The sequence below is a fragment of the Microbacterium sp. BF1 genome (assembly GCF_019279095.1).
Taxonomy (GTDB): Bacteria; Actinomycetota; Actinomycetes; order Actinomycetales; family Microbacteriaceae; genus Microbacterium; species Microbacterium maritypicum.
The window spans coordinates 1-1,612 of the sequence record NZ_JAGYWT010000538.1 but is presented as its reverse complement, the minus strand read 5'-3'; the positions used below and the strand labels follow the sequence as shown (position 1 = coordinate 1,612).

Genomic DNA, 1,612 nt, shown 5'->3' with positions numbered 1-1,612 from the left:
AGCGGCCGAGTGCGACCGCACCCGCCGTCGAGGGTGAGCCGAAGACGATGTCACGGGTTGTGCGGGCCGTCCCACCCTCCACGACGATGGAGCCATCGGCGACCAGGCCCTCATGTTGGGCACGGTAACCCGAAGGATCCGGTGAAGCAGTTCGCCCCTCCGGAGTTGAGCACCACGGCCTCCACCACGCGGTCGGCGACGGCCTGCTGCGACCAGATGATCGGGTTGGCCTTGGCCCGGTTGCTCGTGAAGACGGCGGCGCCGACCTTGCGCGGTCCACGGTTGACGACCACGGCGACGTCCGGCTTGCCGGTCGACTTGAGCCCTGCGGCGACTCCGGCCGCTTCGAATCCTGCGGGGGCGGTGACGCTCACGGCGCGACTCCGTTCACTGAGAGGGCGCGGGCTTCGGGAAGCCCCAGCGCGATGTTCATGGATTGGATGGCTGCTCCCGCTGTGCCCTTGACGAGGTTGTCGACGGCGGTGACCACGGTCACCCGGTTCGCGGCACGATCGATGGCGAGGCCGATCAACGCGGTGTTGGCGCCGAGCACGTCGGCCGTGCGCGGGAAGCGTCCCTCCGGGAGCAGGTGCACGAAGGTCTCGCTGGCGTAGGTGCTCTCCCAGGCGTCGCGGATCTGCGCGTCGGTCGCCCCATCGACGATCGGCGCGGTCGAGGTGGCGAGGATCCCCCGGGACATCGGCACCAGCACGGGGGTGAACGAGATCCGGATCCCGTCGGCGTCCGCGCCGGAAGCCGCGGCGAGCGCCTGACGGATCTCCGGGATATGCCGGTGCGTCCCGCCGACCGCGTAGGGGTTGGCGGTGCCGAGGATCTCGCTGCCGAGGAGGTTCGTCTTGAGGCTCTTCCCCGCTCCCGACGGGCCGACGGCGAGCACCGACACGATGTCCGAGGGGTCGATCACTCCGGCGGCGACGCCCGGAGCGAGGCTGAGGCTCACGGTCGAGGCGTTGCAGCCGGGGGCGGCGATGCGCGTCGCTCCCCGGAGGTGCTCGCGCTGCTTGACCCCGCCCACGACGAGTTCCGGCACGCCATAGGTCCACGGATCGTGGAAGGCGCCACCGTAGAACGCATCCCATGCCGAAGCCGAGGTGAGCCGATGATCGGCCCCGGCATCGATCACGAGAGGGGCATCGCCCAGAGCGTCGGTGTACTGCCCCGACTGCCCATGCGGGAGCGCGAGGAACACGATGTCGTGGCCGGAGAGGATCTCCGGCGTCGTGTCCTGCAGGGTCAGGTGCGCGAGGGAGCGCAGGTGCGGCTGGTGGTCGACGAGAGGCTGTCCGGCGTTCGAATGCGCCGTGACGGTGCGGATCTCCATGTCGGGATGATCGGCCAGGAGGCGCAGAATCTCGCCGCCTGCGTAGCCGGATGCGCCGGAGACGGCGACGGAATACGTCATGCTTCTACCTTAACGGTCGGGCCCGCGAGGAAATCGGGGCCGGGGACGGGGCCGGAGGCGGAATCCCTCGATCGTACGCCTGCCCGACGCACGTGGCGCCGAACCGGGCGAGACGCCTCGACAGTGGACGGACGGCGATTCTCGCTTACGGTTGTTCCATGCTCAAACGACTCCTCGCCCGCACGTTCT

1 protein-coding gene and 1 pseudogene are annotated in these 1,612 nt (G+C 69.6%); both read right to left on the bottom strand.

What is annotated here, in order from left to right:
• Nucleotides 1–128: 128 nt before the first annotated feature.
• A pseudogene (locus tag KZA10_RS14570) lies at nucleotides 129–374 on the bottom strand (bifunctional ornithine acetyltransferase/N-acetylglutamate synthase); the annotation flags it as partial.
• Nucleotides 371–1,423, bottom strand: a complete 1,053-nt coding sequence (gene argC / locus KZA10_RS14565) for an N-acetyl-gamma-glutamyl-phosphate reductase (RefSeq protein ID WP_218683243.1) — start codon at nucleotides 1,421–1,423, stop codon at nucleotides 371–373. The pseudogene KZA10_RS14570 and the gene argC, both read right to left, overlap by 4 nt.
• Nucleotides 1,424–1,612: the final 189 nt, after the last annotated feature.

Bases quoted from the DNA above. Each gene is read 5' to 3' on its own strand.
- argC (WP_218683243.1), bottom strand. From the start codon at position 1,423: ATGACGTATTCCGTCGCCGTCTCCGGCGCATCCGGCTACGCAGGCGGC.